The sequence below is a fragment of the Rhodococcus sp. KRD162 genome, from assembly GCF_017168335.1.
Classification (GTDB): Bacteria; Actinomycetota; Actinomycetes; order Mycobacteriales; family Mycobacteriaceae; genus Rhodococcoides.
On record NZ_JABFAU010000019.1, the window covers coordinates 1 to 19,975 of the forward strand.

The following is a 19,975-nucleotide window of genomic DNA, read 5'->3' on the forward strand; positions in this document are numbered from 1 at the left end:
GAGTTGTACTGGGACCATCATCTGCCAGACCGAGTTCGGGTCGCGACCTACACCGGTGGAGCCGACCTCGATCGTTGGTGGAGCACCGTGGCGACTGATCTCGAGTCAGCGCCGTCGACGAAGGAACAGCGCCTCGAACTATCGGTCCTCTTGCGCGAGGACTCGATCCCGGTTCTGACCTTGTTGCGGGAAAACACCACTGCTCTCGTTCTCCGAACGCGAATCGTGGCAGAGGCTGTTCAAGCGCTCCGGTCCACCACGAAGGCTGCGACATCGCCCAGGAGGCAGAAGTGACCTCAACCCTGCGCTGGCAGCTCGACATCACAGCGGTCTCGGCGATCTCGCACCGCGGTGAACACAGCGCTACCACAACCACCTTGTTCCGTCGCGAAAAGATACTGCAGCCCAACGGGTCCGCGGCCTTGGTGCCGATAGTGTCGGGCAACTCCTTCCGAGGCGCGCTCCGCCGAATCGGTGAGGAGTTGTTGCGGGACGCCCTGGCATACGAAGGGCTTCTCAGCTTGTCCGCGGCACACACACTCCGGAACGGGGGCAGCCTGACCAAGGTCACCGGAGAGCCACTGTCCGGCGAACGGCTCCATCGGCTTCGGGCATTGAACCCCCAGATCAGCGTGTTCGGAGGCAGCGGTGGCGGGCGGATGATCGACGGCTGTCTCCGCGTGGGGAAAGTCATCCCACACGTCCTCGAAACCGACCACCTCATGACCCGGCCCGCACCAGACCGTGCTGTCCTGAGCCAATTCGACACGATGGCTCTCGAACGGTACAGCCGGTTCGACGATTCCACCGATCATGACTTTCCCACAGTCGCCCGAACCGACGAAGCCTCGGTCGAGGGCAGTTCCTTGATGCGATACGAGATCGAAACACTGCCTGCTGGTACACGATTCGAGTCCTTCCTGCGTCTCGATCGCGCGACCGATCTGGACGCGGCGTTCTTCGCCGACGTCGTTGACGCCTTCGTAGAATCCGGAACCATCGGCGGGCGTACAGCGATCGGGCACGGCCTGGTTCGCACTAGATTCAAGCGGACCCTCCTCGCCGGCGACGAGCCGAACGAGCTCGACTGGCGTGCCCACCTTCGTGAGCACCGGGACGAGGCGCTAGCAGTAATGGAGGCGCTGACGTGATGACACCGTTCGAGGTGAGAGCACACCTGGCGACTGGACTTGCGCATGCAGCCCCGTGGGCGACCAGCCTCGATGGACTGCTCGCATCTGAGATGTGGGAAGACGAGAAAGCCGCGGCGCGCGATCGCGGAAACTACCTCGAAGCAGCGGGCCCAGACGAGGTCCCGGCCGATCTGGATCTACCACTCGCTCGATGCACTCTGGCGGGAGGTGACGACTGGCATTGGTACGCGACATGTGCCTATCCCGAGGACGGGACCGACGCCCCGGAGATTCATCACTGGAGCGGCCGTCCCGACCACCGTGCGCTCGAGCAACTCGCGAGGTACCGACCGTCGGTCATCTCCGACCGACAGGGCCGGTATCGCGCGCGCCAAATGCCGCTCCTGCTGACCTCCACGCGGACTGTGCTCTGGAGAGGTGTCGGCGACATCGACCGAGTGAGCACAACGCTGGCCTCGATCGATGCGATCGGGAAGAAGCGCAGCCAGGGCGAGGGGCACGTGCTCAGATGGGAAGTGCAGCCCGTCGACATCGATGCCTGGTCGGCCGGCCATCTCCATCCCAACGGCCACCTCGGTCGCCTGAGCCCACGCATCTGCCTGCAGGGCAGGCCAACAGTTGAAACAGGCGGTGTGGGCCGAGGCGCGATACGGCCACCGCATATGCACCGATCGAGAATGCGCGAGGTATGCATGCCATGGACGCCCCACTGACCCATTAGCTAGCCCCGGAAGTGTTGCGGGACAGCAACTTGTCGGTACCGGCCGCCATACTGACAACCATGCGAATCCGAACCCTCGATGGTCCACCGCTACCTGCCGAAATCTTGGCCCATGCGGCACGCGCGGTCGTCCTGGCCGACCTTCTCGCCGGCGAAGACGTCTCCCGCGACGAGAAGCCTTCAACGCGGAGCGACGCAAGTCGAGACGCTTCAACGATCAACCACGGGTGACCGCATGCGCCGACTCACTCCTCGGGAAACAATCGAACTCCGCGAACAGCTCGAAGACATCTGTCGGAGATACGGCCTGGTGATCGCGAACGACAGTGACGATCCTGCTGCTCGTGCCCGCGAGACTGCGCTTTCCGAACTACGTGTGGCCTCGTTGCTCGAGATGTTTTCTAAAGCCCATGTGTCTGAGGCTGCCCCCCCCTCGAGGCAGCCGTAAAGGGTGCCACGACTACCGATATCGCCAGCATGACCGGTGCCAGCAAGCCCTCTGCTTGGAAGCGTTGGAGGAATACCACTCCACGCCCTGACGTGCTGTGGATGGTCGACGACAGAGAGTTCTGGTGAGCTGCAGACGCGTCGGCACCGCCAGTCAGGTCTGACCGGTAACACGCGCATTGGCTCACGCTGTGCGGGAGCGTATTCGGTACACCTGACGGGTGGTGAGTCCGAGCTGGTTTGCAATGGCCTCGGCTGGGACGTTCTGGGCCGAGAGCGTAGCTATCGTGAGCGCCTGTTGTTGCTGCCTGGTAGGCCCGCGCTCTGCGGCTGTGGTGAGCTGCAGCTCTTGGCGCTCTCGTGGTGTCTTTCCGCCCCAAATGCCTTGTTGTTCATTGTATGTCAGTGCATGGTCGAGGCAAGCAGCTCTGACGGGGCATTCTGCGCAGACCCGCTTTGCTCTGCTGGTTGCTCCACCCGGGGGCGGGAAGAACTCCTCGGGGTCGGTTTGTGCGCACAACGCGTCCGAGTGCCATGACGGAACTTCGTCCGTCACGGTCGATGGCGCAGCGATGGCTGTATCGAGTGAGTCCACGTGTTGGATCCTTTCTTTCGGACGACCCGGTCTTTCGAGTGGGTTCGACGATATCGAGGGACCCGGACACTTCACGCAGCGCACGTTTCGGACGGTGCGCATTGAGCCCCGCCTTCCGATGGTCCCCGGCACCGAGTGCGCCGGGGACCATCGGAAGGCGCTACGGCGGGTGAAATGCGCTTGTACGCGGTATGATTGAGGCGTTCTGTTGTTGGTGAGACTGACCATCTTGCCCATCTTTCGAGGAGCTTTTCAATGCCGGATTTGGCGACTGCGGTAACTGTTGTGGACGCGTGCGGAAGGGCGGGTGTCCCGTCCTTGCTGATCTCAGGTCCAGGTATGGGCAAATCGAGCCTGGTTCGAGCACTTGCTGCATCCGAAGGGGTGTTGTGCGAAACAGTCTTGGGGTCCTTGCGGGAGCCTGCCGACTTCGCAGGATTGCCGGTTGTCCGTGAGAGCGGTGTGAGGTTGGAGGCCCCGGATTGGGCGCGACGACTACATGCCGAGGGTGGGGGCTACCTCTTTCTGGACGAACTGACCACGAGCCCACCGGCCGTTCAGGCGGCAATGCTGGCAGTCGCACTGGATTTGAAGGTGGGTGATCTGCAATTACCGAAAGGAACGCGGGTCATCGCGGGCGCGAATCCGCCCGATTGCGCGGCAGGGGGGTACGAGTTGGAGGCCCCCTTGGCAAACCGCTTCTGCCACATCGAGTTCACGCCGTCTGTCGATGAATGGCTCGACGGCATGGCGACAGGATGGGCAAGCACCGCCTCGTCGCGTGCGGTGACCACCGACGAGCAGCGAGAGGCGTTGGTGCGCAGTTCCATCATCGGGTACATCCAGCGTGCACCCGAGGCGCTCGATGCGTTCCCGAAGGTCGGAGTGCAGACAGGGGGAGCATGGCCGTCTCGGCGCACCTGGTCGATGCTCGCGAAGGTGTTGCCGCATCTTCGTGACGACGACAATGCCGCGACCAACGCGGTGGTGTTCGGTCTGATCGGAGACGGCACCGGTGTCGAGTTCCTCGAATGGCGTCGCAATGCCGACCTCCCTGACCCCGTAGCCGTGATCGAAAACCCCGAGACAGCGTTCGACTGGCGCTCGCGCCCTGATCTGGTGTGGGCAGTGCTGTCCGGCGTGACGGCGTGGGCGGCCTCGCGCGGCACCGTCGAAGCGTGGCGCAACGCGTGGGGTCCGCTGATCGCCGCCGCCGAGGCAGGAGCGCCCGACGTAGCCGGGGCTGCGGCACGAACTCTGGCGAAAGCGCGACCCGCGAAGGCCTCCGTTCCGGCCAGCGCGCGCCGATTTGCGCCGATGCTGGTGGCAGCGGGCTTGGTCGAGGCAGCTGCATGAGCGGCGTGCGCGAGCTCGAACCGGCTGAAATGCGAGCGTTCCGACTCGCGCGGCTGGTGTCGGCCGAACACATGCCGTACTTCATGCGCGCTCTGTTCGCAGCGCAACCCGTGGCGGCACCGAGCCTGGGTACGTTCGCGGTCGACGCCCGGTGGCGGCTGTACCTGGACCCGGATCTGTTGGTCGGGCCTTGCGCGTGGCCGGTGCCGATGGTCGGTGCAGTGCTGCTGCACGAGGTCGGGCATCTGTTACGGGCACACGCCGACCGCGCCGCCGCTCTGGCGAAGCCCATCGATCACCTGGTGTGGAACTTCGCGGCCGACGCCGAAATCAACGACGACCTGTTGGCTGCGGGAGTCGGCCTGCCCGAAGGGGTGATCACCCCTCAATCATTCGGCTGCCTTTCCGGAGACACAGCCGAGCAGTACTACGACTACCTGCGTGACCCGCTTGCGCATCAGACTGTCACCGAACTCGCTGGCGCTGAGGGCGATCCGGGATGCGGATCAGGATCGGGGTGCCCTGCGGTCCCCGGCGAACTCATCGGCTCGGGAGAAGTGATCACGGAGGGGCTGGACAATGCGGAAGCGGACCTGGTGCGCCGATCCGTCGCGCAGGCAGTTCGCGAAGCATCTGGTACCGGTAGGGGTAGTGCCCCGGCGGGACTGGTCCGGTGGGCAGCTGACGTTCTCGCCCCGCCCACGGTAGCGTGGGATCGGCTGCTACGGGCCGTAATTCGGCGTGCGTTGGCAGAGCAGGCGGGTAGGACGAACTATTCTTACTCCCGTCCCTCCCGCCGTCGCATTCCCGGAATCGTCGCCCCGGCTATGCGTGGGCCGTCGATCACGGTCTCGCTCGTCATCGACACGTCCGGGTCGATGACGAGCGCGGACCTCGATGCCGCGATGGGCGAAGTGGCGGGAGTTCTCAAAGCTGGTGGCATCGCACGCGACCGGGTTCGGATTCTGGCGTGTGACGCCAAATCCACTACGGCACAACACGTACGATCGGTCGCTGATGTGACGTTGGTCGGTGGTGGCGGAACCGATATGAGGGTGGGAATCGCCGCCGCCAACGCTGCGCGCCCTGCACCCCACGTCGTCGTGGTGCTGACCGATGGCGATACACCCTGGCCCGACCGGCCCACGAGGTCGCACCTGGTGTGCGCAATCATCGGCGGCGTCCAGGGCAGGGGCGGCACACCGGCATGGGCATCGACGGTGCACGTGCCAGTCGGATCGGGGGCCACGCGATGAACGAAACCGGACCCGGGGAACTGCTCAAGTACGCAGACAGGGTGCTCACCGGCACTGGAATCGCAGCCGCCGATATCCGCGCTGTCGTCGCCAGCGCAGCGGCCGATGCAGCCACAACGGCGTTGCGCGCAGGGTGGAATTGCGCAAGCAACGCCGCGATCCTCGTCGACGGTGACGCGCGATGAGCGTGGAGTGGTTCGACCTCGCGCAACGCCTCTACGCCGCCGAGAAGATGCAACCGGTCCCTCGGCTCGCCCACGCCACCTTCAAGCCGTCCACGACCGCCGTGGCCGTGCGTGCGGCCACACGAGGAACAACTGCGCTCGTCTCCGTCGCACGAGATGGACGCACCGAAGAATCCGCGCACGACACCGAGGCTCTGGCCCTGCTCGCTCGCAACGGCGCAACCACAATGGGTACGGCCGAACCGGCCATGCTGCTCACCGATGACGCCGGGACGATACCGAGCCTGCTGGCCCTGGCGCGTGCGCACGCCCACCACCCTGATCCGGACATAGCGGGGGCTGCCGCAATGATCGGATGGTGGGCCGATCGAGCCGACCATCCCGGAACGTCGGCGGTGATCGATCTGGTTGCTGCGTCGTCCTCGCATCTGGTCCTCGGCACTGCGCCCGACGCCGAGCGAGCGGCCCGAACATGGCGGTACTGGCTCGGCATTACCGACGAGAGTGTCGCAGGCCTGCATGAGTGGGCAGCGTGCATCGCAACGGGACCGCTGTTGCCGCTTCTCGATTCGATACACGACGATGACCGATACTCCTGGGATCGGACATTGTCGGCTGCGACTGCGGGCCACGACTGGTCACGGCCGGACAACTCGGCTAGTGCAGCCATGGGACTGCGGACCCGATGCGATGCCGCCGACCTCAAAGCCGCTGCGTTGCTGAGTGATCCATTGTGGCGAGTACGTGCGCTGCATACAGGACGCGTGGCCCAGGGCATCGCATCGGTGGCGGCACCGCCGACAGGTTCACGCCGCCGCAACGTGTCGGTGTCGGTGACCTGCGACCGGCTGGACTCGAGGATGCGGGTTGATTCGGCAGTTACGGGATGGGTCGGATCACCGCTCGATCAACCCTTCGAGCGCTTCTCTGCCGACGTCACGTCCGCACAGGTGGTCAACGGCAAACTGACGCTCGGTCTCGGCTCGGTCGGAGCGCACGCACCGAACGACGGAGACCAGGTGACCCTGATGCCCCAACCGCCTTCACCGGCGACGATGCGAGCAGGACGGGCGAGGTACTGGAATCTGTACCGCGCTCGCCGTTCCTGGCTTTCGACCGGACAAGCCCCGAGCGCCGTGCGCCGCGAAGTCCCGCTCGATGTCCTGATAGCGGGTGCAGAGGATGCCCGTGATCACTAGGGGATCAAAAATGTTCACTGACAACACATTAGAAGAAGAACGGCACAACAATGCGTTTCGTCGCACCCCAAACGGACACCCCGAAATCCGACGCAACACCTTTCAGGGGAACCGAACCGTCGTCGCCCGCCCAATGGCCCGGATCGCAGATCATGGCCGACCCGATCACTGCACGCGTGCTGTTCTCCGTGTGGTCCGGAGACCCCGCCGTCGTCGTCCCGTCACCACCGGGCGCAGGAAAGACTCGACTGGTCGCGTTGCTCGCCGCCGCCTTGGCCCATCGCGCAGACCTCCGGGTGGGTATCGCGGCGCAAACCCGAGAACAAGCCGTGGAAATCGCACGTCGGCTCGGCGCGCTGACAGATCGAGCAGCGTTGATCTGGAAGGCGAAAGCACCCCTCCCCGACAGTGGAAACACTCCCGTAGTGACAGGACGAAAATCGCGGTGGCCGAATGACACTGGCGCAATTCTCATCGGTACCACGGCGCGGTGGCTCTTCTCGGACCCGGACCGAATCGGTGCCGATGTGCTGATCGTGGACGAAGCATGGCAATGCACCTACGCCGATCTGGGGGCGCTCGGCGCGATGGCTCGACAGGTCGTCTGCGTCGGAGACCCCGGACAGATCGATCCGGTGGTCACCGGAGACGTATCGCGGTGGTCGGACAGCGAGACCGCACCGAACCTGCCTGCCCCCCTCGCTCTGCAAGCAGCTCACGGCGACTCGGTCGGCGTGGTCCGTCTGCAACACACCTGGCGTCTCGGCGCGAGGACAACGGCCCTCATTCAACCGCTGTTCTACCCCGGCCTGCCTTTCACTTCCCGTCGCCCACCGGAGCATCTGACCGAGTCCAGCGGCCCCGACCTGCCCGAACTCGCACATCGGCCAGTGCGGGTCATCGGAGGCCCAACCGACCCAGTCCTGGCCACACAGTGCGCCCAGCGCACGCGAGAACTGCTGGACGCCGATGTGACCACACCGGACGGACAGCGGGCCATGACAGCGGCGGACCTGGCTGTCGTCGTCCCTCATGTCACGCAGGCTGCCGCTGTCCGGGCCTTGCTCTCGGATCACCCCGACGTACTGGTCGGCACCGCAAACTCTCTGCAAGGCCTCGAACGCGCCGCCGTTGTCGTGTTGCACCCACTTGCCGGGTACCGGACAGCCGAGCCGTTCAATCTCGACCCCGGCAGAGCGTGCGTGATGCTCACCCGCCACCGAGCCCACATGACCGTGGTCATCGATGACGCCACCGCCCACGTCCTCGACCACGCCGAACCATCCCCGGCTCACGCCACCCACACCGGCCTGATGGCCGCCCTGCACTGCACGACCATCGTGTAGCGATCCCCCAAAAAGAAAGGCACACAACATGTCCGACACAAATATCGAGTACAGGGCCGAGCGACTACCTGGCATCGAGACGCCGAAAGAACTCCACGCATCGGTCGAGGGACGCGAGCGTCCGCGCATCGGCTACACCCTCGATACCCAAAGCCGGGACAACGGTGTCCGAGCGGCCAACGCTGCCGAAGGGCTGATCGCATACGCCAGACCGATCGGCCTCGAAACCGAGGAACTGACAACGGTGTTCGGAGACTTCCTGAGCGACCTGCGGCACCTTGCCGACGCCGTCGGCGTCGACTGGGACGCCGTGGACGAACGCGGTCAAGACCACTACCGCTGCGAGCTGTACGGGACCGAGTAGGGGACGCCCTGGGGGAGAGGAGTGAACGGCGTTCGATTGCGCCGGGTCGCTGCTCGCCCCAGGCCCGTCCCCGGCACTGGGTGCGCCGGGGACGTTTTCGCTGCTGAGCCCTAGCAAACTCCGGGTCCGGTGGGTAGTGTCCTGGCGTATCGGCTTGGTGGGTGGTTCCACAAAAGCCGCGGCGTCGACCATTTCGTTGTTGTCGCCGTTTTCACCAGATGAGCGGACTGACCATCCGACTTCCGAGAAGAGCAGAGGTGTGTCGAATATGAGAGTCCTCGTCCGGATCGACGGTAGGAATCATGGACCTGCGAGCAGTTCGGGTTCGCCGCGATACTGCGCGCTGGCCGTAACGCGTGGTGCGGCGGGAGTGTTGGCGGTTTTTGCTGCATTTGCCGGATTGGCCTGGGCTGCACTGCTACGCCGGACCGACCATGCCGCCATCGACGGAGATCCGCGCCGTGTAGCGATGGTGTTCGCCGCTTCTTGCTCGGCGTGTGCTGTAGCAACTGGGATCGAGTGGCTGCTTCGACGGCGCAGTGGCGCAATGGATGCCAAGCCCGTTCAGAGGGCACGGCCGGCGAGAGAGGATGTTTCCCGCCGGCACCGAATCGTGAGCTCTAACAGTCGGGCGGCAGGGGAGTTCGACAGACCGGAGCGTCTGGCCGGTGCGACATCGTGACGAGAGAGTTCGCCCCCGCACCGCGGATCGAGGTGATCGTCGTGCGCGATCCGGACGGACCTACCCACACGCAAGTCTTCGTCGACGGTGTTCCGGCAGCAGCGACGCAATTTCATATCGACGCAGGAAGGGGGTGGACGTGGGGCGACTGGGTCGAGACACGTGACTGCGATCTCGCGGTCATCTCATCCGGGGCGCGGGGAGCGCTCGAAGACGCCTACGACGATCCTCCTGGTGGCGACGCCGTCCGCGGCAGGATCGGTGACTGGCTGGACGGCACTGAAAGATCGGAAAGTGAAGTAGCAGAGTGAAATAGAGCCGCGTTGTTGGTCGCATAGCGGTACAGAGACCAGTCAGAAATTGATCGACAGACCGACCATCTGTCCCACAGAAACGGGAGTACCCATGAAATCTTCGAGCTCGACAACGCGGCCGCCGGCGGTCCGCCTCTCACCGCATGCACAACCTGCCGGCAGTACCGGCTGCAACCCGAACAGCAGGGCATACCGGGCCATCGCCGGCGAAGTCCATCGCCGGATGCAACACGGTCTGTCCGAGACGTATTTCGCTACCACCCCGACCGCCACCGACCGCTTCCAGCCGACAGTTCCTGCCCATGAATTGACAGATCACGTCTTCGAGGTGGTCTTCGGCTCACAATGGCGGCAGGTCTTCGCGTTGGCGCGCACCCTCGACGTCGAGTCCGATCTTCTGGAGACGGCGCCGGAAACGGTCAGCGCCGCGTGGTGGTGCGCACCCCGCTGGCGGATGGCGACGCACGCTGCCCACACAGCGGCCTGCGGCGACAATCGGCGTCACGAACTCACAGCGACGATGAATCTGCTCGGCGTCCTCGGCCGCGGGGCTGCCAGAGTCGCTGCCCGCGATGTCGGCCGAGGCTTGGTCGCACGAGATCTGATCGGTTCCGATTTCACGCAAGAGCACTACGACTACCTGACCGGGCCGTGGCGTCGCAACGTCGGCCCGGTCCATCCCGGCGACCGGCCACTAGACCAGTACCCGACGGCCCCGAACTCGCAACGCTTGTGACACCCGGTCGCATATCGCCCGCACGGTGCGGCCACAGGAGCACTCTCCTGGGTTGCGATTCAGTGGCCAGCTGTCACAGACCTCACCGCCACGCTATCTACCCCGTACAGGACTGCGTTTGCCACCGCGCCCACTACGAAAGGACTCCCTGATGGACCCACAATCTGGTCGACAGTGCGCCATCCACGACGTAGAGCGCCACCTCGCGGCCGAAGATGCCCGCCGTGAGGCTCGCACTGTTGCGCTCGCGTGTGTCGGCTACGTCGTCGGCATGCTCGCGATCTTCAACGGGGCTCTGCCGATCGTGAAGGACCTGGTCACCGTCAGCTTGGTCGTCTCCCTGGCCGGCACGTTGCTCGCTGCCTTCTCGGCGCTGACCCTGGCACTACTGCATCGGTGGCCAGATCACTCGGACGGTAATCGGCGCGGAAGCTGCGGGCACGCAGCCTTGCCGGCGGAGGCGGTTCGATGAGCGCGCGCAGACGACTCCGCATCGCGGTGCCCATCGTGATGGCCCTACTCGCGGTCGGGACCTACACGTTCGGAACGCACGCCGATCCGCTCTCACGACCAGCGGTGGTCCAGACCGCTGACAGAACTGCGGCGAGCACGCCTGTACCCATCGCGCAGCTCCTCGCTCAGCTCGAAACGGTGGACTCGCTCCCAGACGTCGATGGATACGACCGATCCTGCAAGAAGGGCTCAGGGTGCGTGTTCGGCCCGGCGTGGACCGACGACTCTTCCGCCCCTGGATCGCACAACGGCTGTGACACCCGCATTATCTGCACGCAGTTTTGACATATCTCAAAACCTTGCTGGTAGGCCCCCATTGTTCGATGTCGACGGTGTGAGTTATGTGAGTGACGATGGTCAGTTCGTGTGACGGTCGACCGGTTCGACCGCACGGATAGGGACGATGGCATGTTCAATCACGCACGTGGCCGGTTGATTGGGTTCGGTGGATGTGTAGCACACCTGGTCTGATGTCGGGATTTCCCGACAATCATCCTCATGAGTTTTGTTGATAAGAGTGCAGATCCTCTGCACTGCATATGATTTAGGAGTTTGACGTTGCATAGTCGCTTGGTGCGTTCCCGTTCCCTCCTGGTTGCCGTCACTGCCTTGGTCGGGTTGTCGATTTCCGGTTGCAGTACGACGTTGGCGGATGTGATCCCAGCAGGATCGTTGTCTGTGGATAGCCCTGGTCAGCACGATGTTGATGTGGCTTCTTCCGTTGCGCTGTTGGAGACGCTTCCGGTGAAGGGGCGTGCTCCGAAAACTGGTTACAGCAGAGATCAGTTCGGTCAGGCATGGTCTGATGATGTCGATGTGGAGTTCGGGCATGACGGGTGCGATACGCGCAATAATCTGTTGGCTTCGCGGCTGACTGACGTGGTCTTCAAAGAAGGAAAGAAGCAATGTGTTGTTCTCTCTGGCACGTTGGCTGATCCTTACACTGGAAAGACGATCAATTTTGTTCGGGGACAGGATACTTCGACTGCGGTTCAGATTGACCATGTGGTCGCCCTTATATCGGATCGCCGACTGTTGGGTGCTAAGATCTGAGCCATGCCCGACCGGTGGAGGTGCGAGTCCGAGTGAGCAACCATGCCCGAGTAATGCAGGTAGATCTCAGGCTCCTCGGCGCCAGCCAAAATCCAGCGCCCTGGCTCAGCGAGGCGGTCCAGGCAAACCGCCAGTGGACGCGACGCGGCACACCCCTGCACATCCCCTTGACTGCAGATGGCCACATGGACCCCGTCGTGGTCTCCTGGGCTCACCACTTTCACAACGAGCACACCGCCATGAACTACGCAAGTGATGTGGCGGCATACTTCGGATACCTTGGCGACCAGCGGGACGGACTCTCGTGGCTGGACGTCAGGCGCGGAGACGTGACTGCATACTTCCAGTGGCGGCGCACGGACGCCACAGTAATTCGGCGGGGGGCGATACAGCGAGGAGTGTCGGCGAGCACCATCGTGCGCAACCGCGCGGCGCTCATGTCCCTCTACGGTTACGCCGCCGATCACGATGCGGTGTCGTCGAACCCGGTCCCGACCGGCAACATCAACGTGACGCGTGGCCAGGTCCTGGCTGACGTGAATTGGCTTACGCGACGTGCGTACCAGCGCTGGCGAAGCGAGGCACTGCTCGGGGTGGGTGCCGCCCGGGCCGAGAGCATGGTCATGAGGGACCGCAATGCCGCCTACGCGGACCTTCTCTACAGCAGCGGGATGCGTCGCTCCGAAGCGGCGGGATTGCTCCTCGTTGAAGTTCCCACAGCGCAGATCACGAGTCGTCTCTTCAAGGGGCGGGTCCCCGGAGCCCTTTCGAAGAACAGCCCCGAGCGTGGCCGGATCTTCTACCTCGGCCGAGAAGTGCTGGCGACAATCAACGAGTACGTGTCCCAGATGCGCGTATTGGACGAGGCCGCTGGCCTGGCGTCCGGCGTCTACGAGGAGGTCCCCAATGCGCTGATCGTGCAGAGGGTATCCCGCCGGAATGGGCTCGCGACCAAAGTCACCGTGGACGACACCGAGAGCGGCGAGACCGTCCAATTCAACCTCGATGAGTTGGATTGGTCGCATCGGGCTCGGACGTTCGGTCTCGATTCGGAGGGGCGTCGACGTCCGCTGGCACTGTGGCTCGGACAGCACGGCCGTCCGCTCCAGCCCACGTCGTGGAATGACGTCTTCAGTGAGGCATCCGACCGGATGGCGGCCTCGTCCCGGGTGTCGCACGGTTCCCTGCAGATCGACGATGACGACTCGATCTACGTCCATCCACACATGCTGCGACATTCCTTCGCGCTTCACGTCTTCGCGCTGTCCGCGATGATGTCGTTGCGGCAGCAAGATCGAGTGAGTCAGGCGGGCCTCCGGAGCCTCATCGAGGAAGGCAATATCTGGCTGCGCGTGCAGAACCTCCTCGGGCACAAGAACCTACAGGTGACCAGAGACCACTACTTAGCACCAGTACTGGCTCTTGAATGGGACTGGTTCCTCGCGGCGACGGAGCAAGCCCCCACTCAACTGGACGAGGCCCTAGCGCTTATCGCTCAATCAGATGAGCGCGTCATCGACAGCCCGATCGGAGTCGGCAGTTGATCTGTTCATTCGATGGCCCGCTCACCTTGCGCCTTGCCGAATACCGCCGGCCAACCCACGATTTCGTGCTGCGCTTCGACACCCTGGATTGCGGTCCTGAGTTCCAGCGAGTGTTGGCCGTGCGTTTCAGCGAACTCGTCTCTGGCGATGGCACTTGGAACTCTAAGGCAACCGTCGAACTTGGGTTCCGCGCTGTCAAGGCGCTCCTACGCACGGTCCCCCTCGACCGGCCATCGGATCTGCAGGCTTCCCAGTGGAACTCATTTCTTCTGTCTATGAGTCCGTCGGTGCGTTCAGCCTACGGGCAGTCGGTGAAGGCCGTCCTCCGAGTTCTTCCGGGCATCACCGAGAGCGCCCTCCACGCCATCGAAACAGGATACGTCGGAAGATCTCCTGCTGAGGTCAGCGGTATCGTTCTCAGCGACGCCCAGATCGAGACTCTGCGCGCCACCTGCTTCGAAACCCTGCGGGCGGCCAAGGCCCGTGTTACCGCGTCATGGATGCTCGTCGACGACTTCCGTGCCGGACGCATCACACCGGATTCAGATGACTACCTTTACGCCCAGACTCTCGACGAGATCGCCCGGACCGGCGATATTGCCCGCCGCTACCCTTCGTCGCCTAGTCTTCGTGTGATTCCACCGACTGTGCTCAAGCGGCTGAATGGCAGCGCCACCAAACGAACGCCGTACCTGGCCTACAAAGCGCTGTATCTCACCGCAGGCGAGGGTGCCGCCGCGGTCATGGGCTTGACGATCACCTGTGGATGGAACCTCAGCGTGGCCCTGAATCTCACCACATCCGACATCAGTCGAGTCGACGCCCGTGATGGCAGCGAGCCGGTGCATCTCCGCGTCACCCTCACAAAACCCCGCCGCGGTGCCGTGAGCACTTGGTCCGAGACCTACTTCGACAACGGCGCCCGGTCTAAGGCGAGAATGATCATGATGCTGCTCGAGGCGACCGAAGGCGCACGGCGCACCTTGGCCTCCGTGGGGCACCCGACCGATGCGGTTCTAGTGGTCTTATCTGGCGGCCTCAACTCAGGACGGCAGACACCATCCGGCATCCCACTATTCACCCTCGCTGACGTACATTTGCGAACCGTTTTGGCCCATCTTGCCGGCTGGCGCAAGGACCACCCTGAACTTGACTTCGCCACAGCAAGGGCACTCCGCCACTATTTCGTGACCCAGGTCCATCCGCAAGGCCACACCGCCGCGACCAACACCGAATATGCCCTGCAGGACCCCCGAGTCCGTCAAGACGCACAGGAAGCTATCGCCGCCGGGCTCGAGGCCGCACTCGATGACGTGCAGGCACGTGTCACGTCCCGAGACTTCGCCACCGCCGCCGAAGCCCCGATCGCCGCCAACCTCGGTGTGCTCGATGCCCTCAATGCCGGCCATCGGGACACCGTCGCGGCAGCCTGCCAGGACCCCACATCGAACCCGGCGACGGGATCGCCATGTGAGGCGTCGTTTCTCACCTGCTTCGCCTGCAAAAATGCAGTCATACTCCGGCGCCACCTCCCTCGGGTCGTGGCTCTGCTCGATCATTTCGAGCTCCTCCGTGCGACGACGGATGAGCACACATGGTCAACCCGCTATCAGGCTCACTACGCCAGAATACGAAGCCTGACCAGCCCCGGACCCTACTTCTCCCCAGACGATCTCAAGCGGGCACGCGACACGGTCACCGCGGGTGACCGGAACGCCGTCGAACGACTAATGAGACGAGAGTGGGACACTCGATGACTCAGAGAAACGCGATGACCACCGGCCTGTCGAACAATCCGTCTGCGACCTTCCCCGACCGCGGCTCACGCGCGGTCGTGCCGTCCTCCTCCGCCCGCGTGTTTGCCACCCACGAACGCCGCAGCGACGTTACAGACCAGCCGATAACCGTATTCGCGGACGATGTGTGGCCGCTGCACCACATCGATCACGCGGACCACCTGGCATCGATGAATCTCAACTTCAATACGGTTCCCGAGCCGTTCAGGAACGCCACGAAGATATATATCTTCAACATCCTCAATACCCCCATGCTCCGCGCTAGCGCCAAGATTCGCCGGCGGATGATTTCGCCAGGATCAGTGCAGGCTGCCTACTACCGGCTCTGCGCTCTCACCCAATGGCTGTCGGCACGCGGGTACGAGCAGTTCGCCGAGATCACCACGGAAACCTGGGAGGAGTACGCGGCGGAGATCGCAGACTCGTCTTCCGGCCGCAGTTTCAAGGGCGCCATCCTCAGCTTCCTGTGCCGCATCTGGGTGCACAACATAGACCATCCCGGCCCGCTCCACCTGGTCCAACCACCGTGGTTCGACCGCGATCTCACAAACTGGATAGGCGACACCCGAGGCCAATACGAGAACCGAACCGAGCCCATCCCGCCGGACGTGATGGCCGATCTCCTGCACGCGAGCATGGCTCTCGTCGATGAGTACCTCAGTGGGGCCCTCGACTTGGGAAGCCAATCTGCCCGATGGAAGGCCCGACGTTGGGCGCAGGACAACGACCTGTCCGTCCCCGCTGGCAAGGGACAGGCCGTTACTCCGGAGCAATTCGCGGCCTTCAAGCAAGCTACCAATTATGTGCGGGCGTTCGACATCGGCGACGTGCGCACATCTGCGATGCTCATTGTCGGCTATCTGACCGGCATGCGCCCCAGCGAGTTATTGCACCTCGGACACGACTGCCTGGAAAGCACGGGCCCCCTCGAAGACGACCTGTCGAGCACCGCCAGCAGATACCGAATCTGGGGACGCACCTTCAAGAATGTGCTCGATGAGGACGGGCAGGCTGCCACCGCCGGTCGGCGGAGACAACAGCCCTGGATCACCATCGAGCCGGCCGCCCGCGCTATCGAAGCACTACAACTGATCAACCCCAACAGCGAGTACCTATTCGCGGTGGTCAAGCGAACACCAGACTGTGAGAGATCACGACGCGGCGCTCTGATTTCGACGACCATGGCCTCTGCTGGAATCAAGAGGTTGATCACGAAGTGGAACCAGCACGCCCACCGTGGCGACCGCTTGCCCATCCGATTGAAGGCGAGTAGCGAAGGAGCCGTGAATAGAGGCTCTTCCTTGGTATTCGACGACATCGAGAACGATGAAGTCGTCTCATTGAGCAGGCTTCGCCGCACCCTGGCCTGGCATATCGCAAACCAACCCGGTGGTGAAATCGCCCTCGGCATCCAGTACGGCCACCTTAGCTCCGTCACATCACTGGGCTACGCAGGACGTGCCGAATCAGGCTTCCCGGACGAGGTCGAATTCGATCGGCTGATGTCCAACTGGGACCGCCTTCAAGACCTGACGGAGGCATGGAGCCATGACGAGCAGATCAGCGGCCCCGCCGCAGACCGCCTTGCCGACGGGCTCAGCAGCTTCCAGGAACAGTTTGCCGGACAGGTTCGCAGCGAAGCCGAACTCAAGCGGTTCCGAAACAGCCGTCTGCACTTGATCTACGACAACCCGAACGCGCACGTCGTCTGCATCTACAACCCGAGCACGGCTGCGTGCCAGGTCGATCGCCCGCCCAAGGATGACGCCACGCAAACGCCCGATCTGACAAATTGTCAAAGCAACTGCCCCAACATCGCCATGCTCGATCAGCACGTCTCAGCGAAGGCAAGAGAGCGCGATGACCTGCTCGCTGAGGCCGAGTCTCTGCCCGAGCCACTTGCCATGCGCAATCGACAACGGGCAGAACTCCTGACGCGCCAGATCGGCAGACACCCTGGGAGGGAGGGGGAAGCCACGTGACCCGACGCGGGGATGACGCAGCTGAACGGGACGCACTGATCGCTGCGCTCGGACGACTGCTCGATGGCCAAGCGAAGAACAGTTCGGGAAAGCTCAGCGCCAAGGCCCTTGCGGAGGAAGCGGGTCTGGCGAGAACTTCCCTCACACACAAGCACACCGACATTCGTGATCTGGTCGCCCAGATCTCGAAGCAGATCGCTCCAGTGTCCGCAGCTCAGCAGACAGAGGAGACCTCCGCTGTCGCAAAACTTCGCCAAGATCTGGCTGCAGAGAGGGAGCTCAACGGCATATTGAGCACCCAACTCGCCGCCGCACTTCTCCGGCTGGAGCAGCTACCCGACCGCCATTTACGCCCCTTACGTGGCAGGGATGGAACTTAGCGCCAGGTTCCCGACACCCGGTGCAGTTCATTCGCGCGGGCGTCTCGGGTTCGTCCCGCACTCGACACGAGCAGGGCCACGCGAAATACTGCAGCAAGCAGGTGATGGGACTCGCCTCTGCCGCCGTAGCTCCCGCTGATAGTTCCTGGCCTGCGGCCAGGCGACTGCTATGGGCTCCGGCAACGACGTTGCCCTATTCGAGACGATGTTCTGGCTGCCGCCTGGCGGCACCGGAAACAGCATCGCCGCCGCATCATGGGCCGAATCGGCTGACCTACACGGCGACCAGGTCGGCATCGTGCTCGCAGCGCTGGCAGACGCCGACGTCGCCAGATACGCTGTTGGTTCACTTCGACGCGGCGGTTTGAAGCCAGGTCGCCCACCGAATCGGGCACATTCGTACCACCTGAAAAGTGCCGCTACCCATAACGGGTGCCGCAGGACGGCCCGATTGTCAGCGCACATAGCAAGGGGCAGGATCTAGGTATGAAGGTGGAGATTCTGTATTTCGATGGCTGCCCGAACTGGCAGGACGCGGCCGACCGGGTCCAGGCGGCGGCTGACACGGTCGGGTTGTCCGATGTGACGATCGGCTATCGGCGGATCGAGACAGAGGAGGAGGCTGCGGCGCTGCCGTTCGCCGGTTCCCCAACGATCCTGATCGATGGCACGGACGCATTCGCTGGGGCGCCGGCGGTGACCGAGTTCGCGTGCCGCGTCTACCCGACGGGGACCGGACTGGCCGGATCGCCCACCGTCGAGCAGCTGGCCCAGGTCCTGCGGAGCCGAATCTAGCTCGCAGAGTGTGAGAGCCCCCTGCCTTGGCGGGCGACGGTTCCCGTGAAGATACCCGCTAGGGCGACTGCGCCAGGATCACTGCCATCTCGGCCGAGAGGGGCATCGTCGTCATGAGCCCGGCACGGGTACGGCCGGTGTTGCCCTCGGGGTAGCGGCCGAGGGCCGAGCCGGGTGCGGCGACGACGATGCGAACGATCTTGGCCAACGAGTTGTCCTCGGCACCTGCCGTGACCTCAACCTCTAGGGCACCTGTGCCGTTGATCGATCCGGCGAACACCTCGGCCCCTGGCCCGGCCTCGACAGGCATCGACTCGCCTGTGATCGCCGAGGTGTCCAGGGCAGTGCGCCCGCTGCGGATGATGCCGTCGGTGGCGAGTCGCTCGCCGGGCTTGACGATCATCGTTTCCCCAAGCCACAGCTGCGCCGGGGCGACGGTCTGCTCGCGGCCGCCCCGCCGCACGGTGGCGGTGTCCGGGACGAGGGAGAGTAGGGCGCGCAGGCCGCGGCGGGTGCGGGCGACGGCATATTCCTCGAGGCCCTCGCTGATGGTGAACAGGAACGCGAGCATCGCGGCCTCGCCGACGGCGCCGAGCAGCACCGCGCCGACGGCAGCGATCGTCATCAGTGTGCCGACGCCGATCTTGCCCTTGGCCAGGCGTCTGAGTGTCGAAGGGACAAAGGTGTAGCCGGCGATCAGCAGCACTGCGGCCTGCAGGGTCAGCTCGGCCGCGGGCGGCCCGCCAGCCCAGGCGACGGCGTACCCGGCCACCAGCAGCACCCCGGCGATCACCGCGGCACGGATCTCGGTGACCTGCCAGAACCTCGCCGGCTCCTGCGCCTGGTCGGCACCGGGTTCGTCGGGGCCGCAGCCGCAGGCGTCGCTCACGACTGCTCTCCGGTATCGGTGCCGTAGTTCAGGCATAGCGCGACCGCGTTCCCCGTGGCGGCCAGCAGAGTCTCGGCGGAGGCGAGCAGGTCCATCAGCTCCGGGCGAGCGAGGGAGTAGAACACCTGCCGCCCTTGCGGCCGGCCCTCGACAAGGTGGCAGTCGCGCAGGCACGCCACGTGCGCCGATACCGTGGACTGGGCCAGTCCGAGTTCGCCCACCAGGTCCGCCACTCGGGCCTCCCCGTCGGCAAGACGGCGCACGATCGCGAGCCGTGTGCCGTCGGAGAGGCTGTGGAACAGCGCCACCGCGGCGTCGAGTTCGGTCCCCGCGCTTACCGCGGTTGGGCAACCGCCAATGTCTTTGATCGTCATAATGCGATGATAGTCATATGTAGCGATGATTGATACGTCGGGCCGCACCCGGGGGGCTACGGAGGCCGCCGGCGACCAATTGTCCTCGGTGCCCCCGTGGGCCGGCACCGCTCTACAAAAATCGAGAAACCACACCGAAGACGCGTTAGTAGAGATCCGCCCCCCATCTAGGGCGTGTCTCCCAATCGGCGTAGCCAGGTGAGAATTGCGCAGAGGGTGACGGCGGCGCGGTAGGTGATCGCGAGTTTGTCGTAGCGGGTGGCCAGCGCTCGCCATTGCTTGGCCAGAGCGAAG

22 protein-coding genes are annotated in these 19,975 nt (G+C 64.0%); 19 read left to right on the forward strand and 3 right to left on the reverse strand.

Annotation, left to right across the window (positions count from 1 at the left end; translation table 11 throughout):
- From J1M87_RS23680 to J1M87_RS23690, 3 genes are all read left to right on the forward strand, one after another.
- A partial coding sequence (locus J1M87_RS23680) for a hypothetical protein (protein WP_206492261.1) occupies positions 1–294 on the forward strand: 294 nt, incomplete at its 5' end.
- Entirely contained in the window at positions 291–1,151 is an 861-nt protein-coding gene (locus J1M87_RS23685; protein WP_008720547.1) for an RAMP superfamily CRISPR-associated protein, read from the forward strand. The genes J1M87_RS23680 and J1M87_RS23685, both read left to right, overlap by 4 nt.
- Positions 1,151–1,867: a hypothetical protein gene (locus J1M87_RS23690; protein ID WP_008720544.1), complete on the forward strand. Its 717-nt coding sequence runs from the start codon at positions 1,151–1,153 to the stop codon at positions 1,865–1,867. Before J1M87_RS23685 ends, J1M87_RS23690 begins: the two co-directional genes overlap by 1 nt.
- A gap of 639 nt (positions 1,868–2,506) precedes the next feature.
- On the opposite strand, the gene J1M87_RS23695 is transcribed toward J1M87_RS23690, so the two are convergent.
- Positions 2,507–3,154, reverse strand: coding sequence for a WhiB family transcriptional regulator (locus tag J1M87_RS23695; RefSeq protein ID WP_307830918.1), 648 nt, complete (start codon positions 3,152–3,154; stop codon positions 2,507–2,509).
- An 18-nt stretch (positions 3,155–3,172) separates the two neighbouring features.
- Here J1M87_RS23695 and J1M87_RS23700 point away from each other — a divergent pair, with 18 nt between their 5' ends.
- From J1M87_RS23700 to J1M87_RS23775, 16 genes are all read left to right on the forward strand, one after another.
- Positions 3,173–4,273: an ATP-binding protein gene (locus J1M87_RS23700; protein ID WP_042940326.1), complete on the forward strand. Its 1,101-nt coding sequence runs from the start codon at positions 3,173–3,175 to the stop codon at positions 4,271–4,273.
- Positions 4,270–5,529 carry a VWA-like domain-containing protein gene (locus J1M87_RS23705; protein ID WP_008720538.1) on the forward strand — a complete coding sequence of 420 codons (1,260 nt, stop codon included), beginning with the start codon at positions 4,270–4,272 and terminating at the stop codon, positions 5,527–5,529. The genes J1M87_RS23700 and J1M87_RS23705 overlap by 4 nt, the downstream gene beginning before the upstream one ends.
- Positions 5,526–5,714 (forward strand): hypothetical protein, encoded by a 189-nt coding sequence (locus J1M87_RS23710; RefSeq protein WP_008720536.1) that lies wholly within the window; start codon positions 5,526–5,528, stop codon positions 5,712–5,714. Before J1M87_RS23705 ends, J1M87_RS23710 begins: the two co-directional genes overlap by 4 nt.
- A complete protein-coding gene (locus J1M87_RS23715) occupies positions 5,711–6,913 on the forward strand; it encodes a hypothetical protein (protein ID WP_008720535.1) in 1,203 nt (400 codons plus the stop codon). The genes J1M87_RS23710 and J1M87_RS23715 overlap by 4 nt, the downstream gene beginning before the upstream one ends.
- A gap of 50 nt (positions 6,914–6,963) precedes the next feature.
- Positions 6,964–8,259: an AAA family ATPase gene (locus J1M87_RS23720; RefSeq protein ID WP_008720533.1), complete on the forward strand. Its 1,296-nt coding sequence runs from the start codon at positions 6,964–6,966 to the stop codon at positions 8,257–8,259.
- A gap of 28 nt (positions 8,260–8,287) precedes the next feature.
- Entirely contained in the window at positions 8,288–8,623 is a 336-nt protein-coding gene (locus J1M87_RS23725; RefSeq protein WP_008720531.1) for a hypothetical protein, read from the forward strand.
- A 678-nt stretch (positions 8,624–9,301) separates the two neighbouring features.
- Entirely contained in the window at positions 9,302–9,616 is a 315-nt protein-coding gene (locus J1M87_RS23730; protein WP_008720527.1) for a hypothetical protein, read from the forward strand.
- Positions 9,617–9,710: 94 nt separating this feature from the next.
- Positions 9,711–10,355, forward strand: coding sequence for a hypothetical protein (locus tag J1M87_RS23735; protein ID WP_157226217.1), 645 nt, complete (start codon positions 9,711–9,713; stop codon positions 10,353–10,355).
- Between the two features lie 151 nt (positions 10,356–10,506).
- Positions 10,507–10,827: a hypothetical protein gene (locus J1M87_RS23740; RefSeq protein ID WP_008720524.1), complete on the forward strand. Its 321-nt coding sequence runs from the start codon at positions 10,507–10,509 to the stop codon at positions 10,825–10,827.
- Positions 10,824–11,153, forward strand: a complete 330-nt coding sequence (locus J1M87_RS23745; RefSeq protein WP_374222418.1) for a hypothetical protein — start codon at positions 10,824–10,826, stop codon at positions 11,151–11,153. Before J1M87_RS23740 ends, J1M87_RS23745 begins: the two co-directional genes overlap by 4 nt.
- Before the next feature lie 288 nt (positions 11,154–11,441).
- Positions 11,442–11,921 carry a hypothetical protein gene (locus J1M87_RS23750; RefSeq protein WP_206492262.1) on the forward strand — a complete coding sequence of 160 codons (480 nt, stop codon included), beginning with the start codon at positions 11,442–11,444 and terminating at the stop codon, positions 11,919–11,921.
- Between the two features lie 185 nt (positions 11,922–12,106).
- Positions 12,107–13,465 (forward strand): site-specific integrase, encoded by a 1,359-nt coding sequence (locus J1M87_RS23755; protein WP_206492263.1) that lies wholly within the window; start codon positions 12,107–12,109, stop codon positions 13,463–13,465.
- Positions 13,462–15,222: a hypothetical protein gene (locus J1M87_RS23760; protein WP_206492264.1), complete on the forward strand. Its 1,761-nt coding sequence runs from the start codon at positions 13,462–13,464 to the stop codon at positions 15,220–15,222. Before J1M87_RS23755 ends, J1M87_RS23760 begins: the two co-directional genes overlap by 4 nt.
- A 14-nt stretch (positions 15,223–15,236) precedes the next feature.
- Complete coding sequence (locus J1M87_RS23765) at positions 15,237–17,243, forward strand: hypothetical protein (RefSeq protein WP_206492265.1); 2,007 nt, start codon at positions 15,237–15,239, stop codon at positions 17,241–17,243.
- A complete protein-coding gene (locus J1M87_RS23770; RefSeq protein WP_206492266.1) occupies positions 17,240–17,623 on the forward strand; it encodes a hypothetical protein in 384 nt (127 codons plus the stop codon). The genes J1M87_RS23765 and J1M87_RS23770 overlap by 4 nt, the downstream gene beginning before the upstream one ends.
- A gap of 486 nt (positions 17,624–18,109) precedes the next feature.
- Positions 18,110–18,418 carry an alkylmercury lyase gene (locus J1M87_RS23775; RefSeq protein ID WP_206492267.1) on the forward strand — a complete coding sequence of 103 codons (309 nt, stop codon included), beginning with the start codon at positions 18,110–18,112 and terminating at the stop codon, positions 18,416–18,418.
- Between the two features lie 58 nt (positions 18,419–18,476).
- Here the strand turns inward: J1M87_RS23775 and J1M87_RS23780 are convergent, their stop codons facing one another.
- Both J1M87_RS23780 and J1M87_RS23785 read right to left on the reverse strand, forming a co-directional pair.
- The gene (locus J1M87_RS23780) at positions 18,477–19,307 is read right to left on the reverse strand and encodes a DUF3703 domain-containing protein (RefSeq protein WP_206492268.1); all 831 of its coding nucleotides are present in this window, start codon (positions 19,305–19,307) and stop codon (positions 18,477–18,479) included.
- Positions 19,304–19,681, reverse strand: coding sequence for a helix-turn-helix transcriptional regulator (locus J1M87_RS23785; RefSeq protein WP_206492269.1), 378 nt, complete (start codon positions 19,679–19,681; stop codon positions 19,304–19,306). Before J1M87_RS23785 ends, J1M87_RS23780 begins: the two co-directional genes overlap by 4 nt.
- Between the last annotated feature and the right edge of the window lie 294 nt (positions 19,682–19,975).

Excerpts from the sequence above, each read along its gene's own strand:
- J1M87_RS23690 (WP_008720544.1), top strand. The coding sequence starts at position 1,151 with ATGACACCGTTCGAGGTGAGAGCACACCTGGCGACTGGACTTGCGCAT.
- J1M87_RS23695 (WP_307830918.1), bottom strand. The coding sequence starts at position 3,154 with ATGGGCAAGATGGTCAGTCTCACCAACAACAGAACGCCTCAATCATAC.
- J1M87_RS23700 (WP_042940326.1), top strand. The coding sequence starts at position 3,173 with ATGCCGGATTTGGCGACTGCGGTAACTGTTGTGGACGCGTGCGGAAGG.
- J1M87_RS23705 (WP_008720538.1), top strand. The coding sequence starts at position 4,270 with ATGAGCGGCGTGCGCGAGCTCGAACCGGCTGAAATGCGAGCGTTCCGA.
- J1M87_RS23710 (WP_008720536.1), top strand. The coding sequence starts at position 5,526 with ATGAACGAAACCGGACCCGGGGAACTGCTCAAGTACGCAGACAGGGTG.
- J1M87_RS23715 (WP_008720535.1), top strand. The coding sequence starts at position 5,711 with ATGAGCGTGGAGTGGTTCGACCTCGCGCAACGCCTCTACGCCGCCGAG.
- J1M87_RS23720 (WP_008720533.1), top strand. The coding sequence starts at position 6,964 with ATGCGTTTCGTCGCACCCCAAACGGACACCCCGAAATCCGACGCAACA.
- J1M87_RS23725 (WP_008720531.1), top strand. The coding sequence starts at position 8,288 with ATGTCCGACACAAATATCGAGTACAGGGCCGAGCGACTACCTGGCATC.
- J1M87_RS23735 (WP_157226217.1), top strand. The coding sequence starts at position 9,711 with ATGAAATCTTCGAGCTCGACAACGCGGCCGCCGGCGGTCCGCCTCTCA.
- J1M87_RS23740 (WP_008720524.1), top strand. The coding sequence starts at position 10,507 with ATGGACCCACAATCTGGTCGACAGTGCGCCATCCACGACGTAGAGCGC.
- J1M87_RS23745 (WP_374222418.1), top strand. The coding sequence starts at position 10,824 with ATGAGCGCGCGCAGACGACTCCGCATCGCGGTGCCCATCGTGATGGCC.
- J1M87_RS23755 (WP_206492263.1), top strand. The coding sequence starts at position 12,107 with ATGGACCCCGTCGTGGTCTCCTGGGCTCACCACTTTCACAACGAGCAC.
- J1M87_RS23765 (WP_206492265.1), top strand. The coding sequence starts at position 15,237 with ATGACCACCGGCCTGTCGAACAATCCGTCTGCGACCTTCCCCGACCGC.
- J1M87_RS23775 (WP_206492267.1), top strand. The coding sequence starts at position 18,110 with ATGAAGGTGGAGATTCTGTATTTCGATGGCTGCCCGAACTGGCAGGAC.
- J1M87_RS23785 (WP_206492269.1), bottom strand. The coding sequence starts at position 19,681 with ATGACGATCAAAGACATTGGCGGTTGCCCAACCGCGGTAAGCGCGGGG.